We start from the raw sequence: 7943 nt of genomic DNA, 5'->3' as shown, positions 1-7943 counted from the left end.
CCCCCCCCCCGGGCGCTGGCTCGAAGTGAGGTGTCGCTCCCCCCACCCCCCTCCCGCCATGCGGGAGAAGGGAGAAAATCAGTGCTGGAGTCCGCTCTGCAAAGCAGTCCAGCCCAAACCAAGATCCAAGTACCCATTGATGATTCACAGAAATCTGCAGGAAGCAGCATTTGCGCCGGGCCGTTCCATCCCGGCATGGCGCGTGCTGGAGATCGTCATCGGTATCACCATGCGGGGGATTGCCGCAAAACCGCTGTTTTCCTGAGACCCATGCCAAGAAACATAGAAATCAAGGCGCATATCGACAGCGTGGACACATTGGTGCCGCTGGTTGCGCCGCTGGCCGATCATGGCCCGGAGCTGATCTTGCAGGACGACACCTTCTTCGTCTGCCCCAACGGCCGGCTCAAGCTGCGTGCCTTCCCGTCCGGCGATGGCCAGTTGATCTTCTACGCGCGCGCCGACCAGGCCGGACCCAAGGAGAGCCACTACATCATCTCGCCCACGGCCGAGCCCGATTCCCTGCGTGCCGCTCTGACGGCGGCGTGGGGCGAGAACGGGCGCTTGCGCAAGGCGCGCACCTTGTTCCTGGTGGGCCGCACGCGCGTGCATCTGGACCGCGTGGAGGGGCTGGGGGATTTCCTGGAGCTCGAGGTGGTGCTGGCGCAGGGCGAGCCGGCAGAGGCCGGCGTTGCCGAGGCGCATGCGCTTCTGGGCAAGCTAGGCGTAGCGCCGGGGCAATGGATCGACGCCGCCTACGTGGACCTGCTGCGCGCGGCCGGGGCCTGAGCCGGCCTCAGACCGCGCTCGCGGAAGCCGGCGCGTACACCTGCGGATGCCCCTTCACGGGCGCGGCGCCAAAGATACGGCCTTCGCGCACTTCCAGCACGTGGTCGCCGAGGGCTTCCACGTCGTCGGGGTCGTGCGAGATCACCAGCATCGGCACTTCCAGGCTGGCCTGCAGCGCGCGCAGCTCGGCGCGCATGCGCACGCGCAGCGCCGGGTCCAGCGCGGAGAACGGTTCGTCCAGCAGCACGATGTCGGGCCGCGCCGCCAGCGCGCGCGCCAGCGCGGCGCGTTGCTTCTGGCCGCCCGAGATCTCGCCGGGATAGTTGCCGGTGATCGCGCCGAGGCCGAACGCATCGATCCAGCGCTGCGCTTCCGGGTGGTGCGTATTGCGGCGCGGGTTGCGCCAGCCGCGCTCCAGGCCAAAGGCAATGTTCTGCGCGACCGTCAGATGCGGGAACAGGGCGTAGTCCTGGAACAGGTAGGCTACGCGCCGCTCCTGCGGGCGCACATTGACGCGCGTCTCGCTGTCGAACAAGGTGCGGCCGTTGAGCGCGATGTGGCCGCTGTCGGGCGTGAGCAATCCGGCGATGGCGCGCAGCGTCAGGCTCTTGCCCGCGCCGGAGGGGCCGAACAGGGCAATGCGCTTGCTCTCCGAGTCAAAGGCGATATCCAGCCCGAAATGGCGGTCGGCGGAACCGAGCTGCTTGCGTACGGTGACGTGCATGGTCATGGCGGTCTACCGGTACATTTTGCGGGTGGGCGGCACCAGCCGCCCGGCGGCCACCAGCAGCACCACGCAGGTGACGGAGGTGACCAGCACCAGCAGGGTCGAGGTGTTGTCGTCGCCGGCCTGCACGGCCTCGTAGATGGCGACCGACAGCGTTTGCGTGCGCCCGGGCAGGTTGCCGGCCACCATCAGCGTGGCGCCGAACTCGCCCAGCGCGCGGGCAAAGGCCAGCAGCACGCCGGCGATGATGCCGCGCGACGCCAGCGGCAGCGTTACGCGAAAGAAGATGCCAGCCTCGGACGTGCCGAGCACGCGCGCGGCGTCCTCCAGCTGGGAGTCAACCCCTTCGAAGGCGGTGCGTGCCGACTTCAGCACGAGCGGGAAGGCCACGATGGTGGAGGCCAGCACCGCGCCTTGCCAGGTAAAGACCAGTTCGATGCCGAGCCGCCCGAGCCACTCGCCAAAGACGCCGCGGCGCCCGACCAGCACCAGCAGGTAGTAGCCGAGCACGGTGGGCGGCAGCACCAGCGGGAGCGTGAGCAGGGCGTCGACCACGTCGCGCGCGGCCGATTGCCAGCGCGATAGCGCAAAGGCCGCGCCCACGCCGAGCACGGCATTGAGCACGGTGGCCCAGCCCGCTACTTTGAGCGAGAGCGAGAGCGGGACCCAGACAGCTTCCAGGGAGGTCATCAGCATGGACGCCTGCCGGCGAAGCCAGGCAGGCGATGAGGTGGATTCAGGTTGGCGGCGCGCGCAGGCGCCGGGGCTGCGGGTAAGGACTACGGATTATGGCTTACGGATTACGGCTCACGGCTTACGGCTTACGGCTTGAGAAAACCATACTTGGCCAGCACCGCTTGCCCTTCCGGCGAGGTCACGTAGCCGAGGAATGCCGCGGCTTCGGCGGGCTGCTTCGATTGCGAGGTGATGGCGATCGGATAGGTGACCGGCTGGCGCGTCGGCACCCGCAGCGCCACCTTGACCTTCTCCGGCATGATCGCCGCATCGGTGGCAAAGACGAAGCCGGCATCGACTTCGCCGCGGGCCACATAGTCCAGGCTCTGGCGCACGTTCTGCGCCATCACGCCCTTGGCCGATACCGCATCCCACACGCCCGCCGCTTCCAGCGCGCCCTTGGTGTAGCGGCCCACCGGCACCGACGCCGGGTTACCGAAGGCCACGCGCTTGAACTCGGGGCGGGCCAGGTCCTGCAGCTTGCTCAAGTCCAGCTTGCTGTCCGCCGGCACGATCAGCGCCAGCTGGTTGGCCGCGAAATCGCGGCGCGACGCAGGCTGCACCACGCGCTCGGCCACGGCCTTGTTCATGGCGTCCTGGTCGGCCGAGGCAAACACATCGGCCGGCGCGCCGTTGACGATCTGCTGCATCAGCACGTCGGAGGCACCGAAGTTGAGGATCACCTTGGTCTGGGGATGCGCGCGTTCATAGGATTCGGCGAGCGACTTGAAGGCATTGGTCAGGCTGGCCGCGGCGGAGACCACCAGGTCGGCGCCGAAGGCGGCCGGCGCGGACAGCGCCAGCGTGGCGGACAGCAGCAGGCCGGCCGCCAGCGCGGCGCTCCGTCGGGCGCCGCGCGGTGGGCGGGACTGGGCAGGCTGCGGAGCGGAGATCGGGTGCATGGGCATGGCGGGGCGAGGGTTGGAGGGCAGGCGGGGCAAACAGGAAGTGTTCGCCAAAAGCGCAATATATGACGGTATATAACGCGCCGTCAATGGCACTTCTGGTCAGGACAGGGCATATGGGCAGAGTCCCCCGCTCCGCGCCCCACCCGATGGTGGCCGTCACGACGGTGTAACGCGCGCGTCACTCTGCTGCCATTTGCGCTCGGGACAATGTCCGGCTCCAGGCACAACAAGAAAGAAGGGAGCCACAAATGCACCGCCGTCCGACCGACGTTCTACCTGCGCGCGCCGCGCCCGCTTCGTCCCCCATCCTCGCCGTGTCCACCGTATCCACCGTGGCCGCGGTCGCCGCCGCCATCGCGGCCACCGCGCTGCTGGCCGCCTGCGGCTCCGACGACAGCCCCGCCAGCCCCGGCACGGGCACCGGTGTCACGCCGCAGGCCGATAGCGTCTCGGCCGGCACCAAGGCCACGCTGGCCTTGCTGGAGACCACTGACCTGCACACCAATGTGCGCAGCTACGACTACTTCAAGCTGGCCGAGGACAAGTCCTTCGGCTTCGAGCGCGTGGCAACCCTGATCAAGCAGGCGCGCACCGAGTTTCCCAACACCTTGTTGCTGGACAACGGCGACACCGTCCAGGGCACGGCGCTTGCCGACTACCAGGCCCAGGTCAACCCGCTCAAGTGCGGCGAGACGCTGGCCATGTACAAGGTGATGAACGCCGCGAAGTTCGACGGCGGCGGCATCGGCAACCACGAGTTCAACTACGGCCTGGGCTACCTGAACCAGGTCACGGGCAACCGCTTCAACGTGGATGGCCTGCCCGACCCGTCCGTGCAGACGCCGTGCGCCGGGCCGGCCTTCCCGCAGGTGCTGGCCAACGTGTACAGCGTGCGCACGCGCGCGCCGCTGTTCCAGCCGTACACCATCATCACCCGCCAGATCACCGCCACCGGGCCCGACGGCAAGGCCGTCACGGTGCCGGTCAAGGTCGGCATCATCGGTTTCACGCCGCCCGCGATCATGAGCTGGGACAAGCGCTGGCTCGACGGCAAGGTCTACACGGAGGGCGTGAAGGAAACCGCCGAGAAGTTCGTGCCTGAGATGCGCGCCAAGGGCGCCGACCTGGTGGTGGTGATCTCCCACGGCGGGCTCGATGCCTCCGCTTACTCGCCCACCATGGAGAACGGCAGCTGGCACCTGTCCAAGGTGGCCGGCGTGGACGCCATGCTGATCGGCCACTCGCACCAGGTCTTCCCCGATGCCACCAGCACGGTAGCGCAGTTCAACCTGCCGGGCGTGGACAAGGTGCGCGGCACGGTCAACGGCGTGCCCACGGTGATGGCCGACTACTGGGGCCGCCGCCTCGGCGTGATCAAGCTGCAGCTGGCGCATGACGGTTCCCGCTGGGTCGTAGACAAGAGCGCCACCACGGTGGAGGCGCGCTCGATCCAGAACGCCGACAAGAGCTATGTTGCCCCCGATGCCACCGTGGCCGCCGCGGTCGATGCGGAGCACCAAGCCACCATCGCTTATGTGAAGACGCCAATCGGCACCACCGACTACCGCATGAGCACGTATTTTGCCGATGTGGGCGATCCCGGCGCGATCCAGATCGTCAACCAGGCGCAGGCGGCCTACGTGAAGGACTACATCGCCGCCAACCTGCCGGCGCTGGCCGCGCTGCCGGTGCTGTCCGTCTCCGCGCCGTTCAAGAGCGGCTTTGGCGGCGGCAACGACTACACCGACGTCCAGTCCGGCAACCTCGCCATCAACAATGCGGCCGATCTCTACCTTTACCCCAACACCATCTACGCGGTGAAGGTGAGCGGCAGCGACGTCAAGGCGTGGCTGGAGACCGCCGCCAAACGCTTCAACCTGATCGATCCGGCCAAGACCGCCGACCAGCAGCTCATCAGCAGCTTCCCTGGCTATAACTTCGACATGTTCACCTCGCCCGACCTGCAGTACGAGATCGACGTGACGCAAGCCGAAGGCAGCCGCATCAAGAACCTCGCTTACAAGGGCGTGCCGCTCGACGCCAGCCAGCAGTTCATCGTAGCCACCAACAACTACCGCGCCAGCGGCGGCGGCAATTTCCCCGGCCTGGACGGCAGCAAGACGGTCTATGCCTCGCCCGACACCAGCCGCGATGTGCTGATCGCCTACATCAAGAAAGCCGGCTCCATCACGCGCGCCGCCAACGGCGCCGCGCGCAGCTGGCGCTTCACCAAGGTGGCCACGGCCGGCAAGGTGGTCTTTGCTTCCGCGCCGAACCAGCTGGCGCAGGCACAAGCCGCGGGCCTCGCCAATATTGCGCTGGAGCAGGCGAGCTACGACACCACCAAGAACCTGTCGCTGTACAGCGTCGACCTCAACCAGTAAGGCGGCAATGACCACGGCAATGAAGGGAACGATGGCGCCGGCACGCAGCGCGCCTGGGCGTCGCCAGGGCCGCCAGCGCCGCCTGCATCCGGTCATCGCTGCCGCGCTGGTGGCGGTCGCGGTGGCGGCAGGCTGCGTGGGCGGGGCTTCGGCGTGGCGCGAGCATGCCAGTGCGCGCCACGCGCAACTTGCCCAGTGGCAGACGCTGGCGGGCTCGGCCGCAGACGCGCAAGCGCTCGCGGCGTTGCAAAAGGCGGCGCAGGCGGGGGAGGTCGCGGCCCAGGCCGCGCTCGGTGAGGCGTTGTGGGCAAGCGGGGATGCGGCGACGCATGCCGAAGGCCGGGACTGGCTGAAGCAGGCTGCCGTGGCGGGCGACGCGCGCGCGCATTTCGTGCTGGGCAAGGCGGCCTTCCTCGGCGATGCGCAGCGCTCGACCGACGTGGCGGCGGCCTGGCACCACTTCGAGCTGGCCGCCGCTGCGGGCAATACCGGGGCGGCGTACTACCTCGGCTTGCTGCACCGTGGCGGCTATGGCCGCACGCCGGACCCGGCCGCGGCCGCGCGCTGGTTCGAGCTGGCCGCAGATGCCGGCGTGGCGCAGGCGATGTTCATGCTGGCCAACGCCTATCGCGAAGGTGCGGGGGTGCCGCGCGACGAGGGCCGCGCGGTGGCGTGGTACGAGGCCGCGGCCGAGCGCGAGCATCCGGAATCGATCCAGGCGCTGGCGATGGCCTATCGGTATGGCGAGCTGGGGTTGAAGCGGGATGAGGGCAGTTTTCGCGCGCATCTGGCGGAGACCGCGCATGCGCTGAAGCATCCGGCTCTGGTTCCCTGAGCCGTTGGGTCCTGGAGCGCGGGCGGCGGCGAGGCGGCGTGCGTGGATGCCACCGCCGCCGCCCGGCCGCGCAAGGGGGATCGGGCTTGGCCGATCTCGCTCAGTCGATCTTGATGTCCGCCGCCTTCACCACCTTCGCCCACTTCACGATCTCGCTGCGCTGGAACTCGGCAAACTGCTGGGGCGACATCCCTGACGGCTCCATCCCCAGCTTTTCCAGCCGCGCCTGCATGTCCGGCGTCTTGATGATCGCCGAGATCTCCTTGTACAGGCGGTCCACGATCGGCTTGGGCGTATTCGCCGGGGCAAAGATGGCTTGCCAGGATTCCAGTTCGTAGCCGCCGACGCCGGCCTCGGCCATCGTCGGCACGTTCGGCATGCTCTTGATGCGCTTGGCGGAAGTCACCGCCAGCGCCCGCAGCTTGCCCGAATCGATATGCTGGGCCGCCACCACGGTGGTGTCGAACATCATCGGCACCTGCCCCGCCATCACGTCCTGGATCGCCGGGCCGCTGCCCTTGTAGGGAATATGCGTGATCTTGATGCCAGCCAGGCTCTGGAACAATTCGCCGGCCAGGTGCTGCGAGGTGCCATTGCCGGCGGACGCGAAGGCGAGCGTATCCGGCTTGGCCTTGGCTTCGGTCACGATGTCCTTCACCGTCTTGAACGGGCTGCCGGCGCCGACCACCAGCACATTGGCATTGGTGCCGATCAGCGTGATGGGGGCGAAGGACTTGACCACGTCGTACGGCATCTTCGGGTACAGGCTGGCATTGATCGCGTGCGAGCTGATGGTGCCGCCAAGGATGGTGTAGCCATCGGGCGCGGCCTTGGACGCGTAGTCGGAGCCGATATTGCCGCCGGCGCCGGGTCGGTTCTCCACCACCACCGTGGTGCCGAGCGCCTGGCCAAGGCGCTGGCCGATCAGGCGCGCCAGGGTATCGGTGGTGCCCCCGGGCGGGAAGGGCACCACGTAGGCGATCGGCTTGCTGGGCCAGCTGGCCTGGGCGGAAGCGGTCAGCGGGAGGGCGGCGGCAGCTACGGTCGTCGCGGCGGCCAGCAGCGCAAGGGCTTGGCGTTTCATGGGGTTGGGTCTCCTCGGTTTTTCTTGGGACGGTGCAGCGTCAATGGATTTCCGGCTCGCCGCTCTCCGGGGCGTCGACCGGTTCCAGGAAATCAAAGTCGCAGCCCTTGTCCGCCTGGCTGACATGGCGCAGGTAAAGCTTGCCGTAGCCACGCTCGAACTTGGGCACGGGCGCGACCCACGCAGCGCTGCGGCGCGCCATCTCCTCGTCGCCGATCAGCAGGTTGAGCTTGCGGGCCGGGACATCCAGCTCGATCAGGTCGCCATCGCGCACAAAGGCGAGCGGGCCGCCAACATAGGATTCCGGCGCCACGTGCAGCACGCATGCGCCGTAGCTGGTGCCACTCATGCGCGCATCGGAAATACGCACCATGTCGCGCACGCCTTGCTTGAGCAGCTTCTGCGGAATCGGCAGCTGGCCCCATTCCGGCATGCCTGGGGCGCCTTGCGGGCCGGCGTTCTGCAGCACGATCACGCAGGT

At 68.0% G+C, this 7943-nt stretch carries 7 protein-coding genes and 2 pseudogenes; 4 read left to right on the top strand and 5 right to left on the bottom strand.

Annotation, left to right across the window (positions count from 1 at the left end; translation table 11 throughout):
* Positions 1-265: pseudogene (locus tag ACYP5B_RS53535) on the top strand (hypothetical protein); the annotation flags it as partial.
* A 5-nt stretch (positions 266-270) separates the two neighbouring features.
* Positions 271-789 (top strand): class IV adenylate cyclase, encoded by a 519-nt coding sequence (locus ACYP5B_RS53530; RefSeq protein ID WP_400102235.1) that lies wholly within the window; start codon positions 271-273, stop codon positions 787-789.
* A gap of 7 nt (positions 790-796) precedes the next feature.
* Here the strand turns inward: ACYP5B_RS53530 and ACYP5B_RS53525 are convergent, their stop codons facing one another.
* The 3 genes from ACYP5B_RS53525 to modA all read right to left on the bottom strand — a co-directional run bounded on the left by ACYP5B_RS53525 (position 797) and on the right by modA (position 3153).
* Complete coding sequence (locus ACYP5B_RS53525) at positions 797-1519, bottom strand: ATP-binding cassette domain-containing protein (RefSeq protein WP_400102236.1); 723 nt, start codon at positions 1517-1519, stop codon at positions 797-799.
* A 6-nt stretch (positions 1520-1525) separates the two neighbouring features.
* The gene (modB, locus tag ACYP5B_RS53520) at positions 1526-2197 is read right to left on the bottom strand and encodes a molybdate ABC transporter permease subunit (protein ID WP_267606605.1); all 672 of its coding nucleotides are present in this window, start codon (positions 2195-2197) and stop codon (positions 1526-1528) included.
* Positions 2198-2337: 140 nt separating this feature from the next.
* Positions 2338-3153 carry a molybdate ABC transporter substrate-binding protein gene (modA, locus tag ACYP5B_RS53515; protein WP_459575641.1) on the bottom strand — a complete coding sequence of 272 codons (816 nt, stop codon included), beginning with the start codon at positions 3151-3153 and terminating at the stop codon, positions 2338-2340.
* 254 nt (positions 3154-3407) lie between these two features.
* Between modA and ACYP5B_RS53510 the strand changes: the two genes are divergently transcribed.
* Both ACYP5B_RS53510 and ACYP5B_RS53505 read left to right on the top strand, forming a co-directional pair.
* A complete protein-coding gene (locus tag ACYP5B_RS53510) occupies positions 3408-5543 on the top strand; it encodes a bifunctional 2',3'-cyclic-nucleotide 2'-phosphodiesterase/3'-nucleotidase (protein WP_459575639.1) in 2136 nt (711 codons plus the stop codon).
* A 7-nt stretch (positions 5544-5550) separates the two neighbouring features.
* Complete coding sequence (locus ACYP5B_RS53505) at positions 5551-6378, top strand: tetratricopeptide repeat protein (protein ID WP_400102239.1); 828 nt, start codon at positions 5551-5553, stop codon at positions 6376-6378.
* Between the two features lie 100 nt (positions 6379-6478).
* On the opposite strand, the gene ACYP5B_RS53500 is transcribed toward ACYP5B_RS53505, so the two are convergent.
* Positions 6479-7462 carry a Bug family tripartite tricarboxylate transporter substrate binding protein gene (locus ACYP5B_RS53500; RefSeq protein ID WP_459575637.1) on the bottom strand — a complete coding sequence of 328 codons (984 nt, stop codon included), beginning with the start codon at positions 7460-7462 and terminating at the stop codon, positions 6479-6481.
* Between the two features lie 40 nt (positions 7463-7502).
* Positions 7503-7943, bottom strand: a pseudogene (locus tag ACYP5B_RS53495) (dihydroxy-acid dehydratase); the annotation flags it as partial.

This window comes from Cupriavidus sp. 8B (assembly GCF_054589115.1).
The sequence above is the reverse complement of the archived record's forward strand: the minus strand, read 5'-3'. Positions and strand labels throughout refer to the sequence as shown.

Bases quoted from the DNA above. Each gene is read 5' to 3' on its own strand.
- ACYP5B_RS53530 (WP_400102235.1), top strand. From the start codon at position 271: ATGCCAAGAAACATAGAAATCAAGGCGCATATCGACAGCGTGGACACA.
- ACYP5B_RS53525 (WP_400102236.1), bottom strand. From the start codon at position 1,519: ATGACCATGCACGTCACCGTACGCAAGCAGCTCGGTTCCGCCGACCGC.
- modA (WP_459575641.1), bottom strand. From the start codon at position 3,153: ATGCACCCGATCTCCGCTCCGCAGCCTGCCCAGTCCCGCCCACCGCGC.
- ACYP5B_RS53510 (WP_459575639.1), top strand. From the start codon at position 3,408: ATGCACCGCCGTCCGACCGACGTTCTACCTGCGCGCGCCGCGCCCGCT.
- ACYP5B_RS53505 (WP_400102239.1), top strand. From the start codon at position 5,551: ATGACCACGGCAATGAAGGGAACGATGGCGCCGGCACGCAGCGCGCCT.
- ACYP5B_RS53500 (WP_459575637.1), bottom strand. From the start codon at position 7,462: ATGAAACGCCAAGCCCTTGCGCTGCTGGCCGCCGCGACGACCGTAGCT.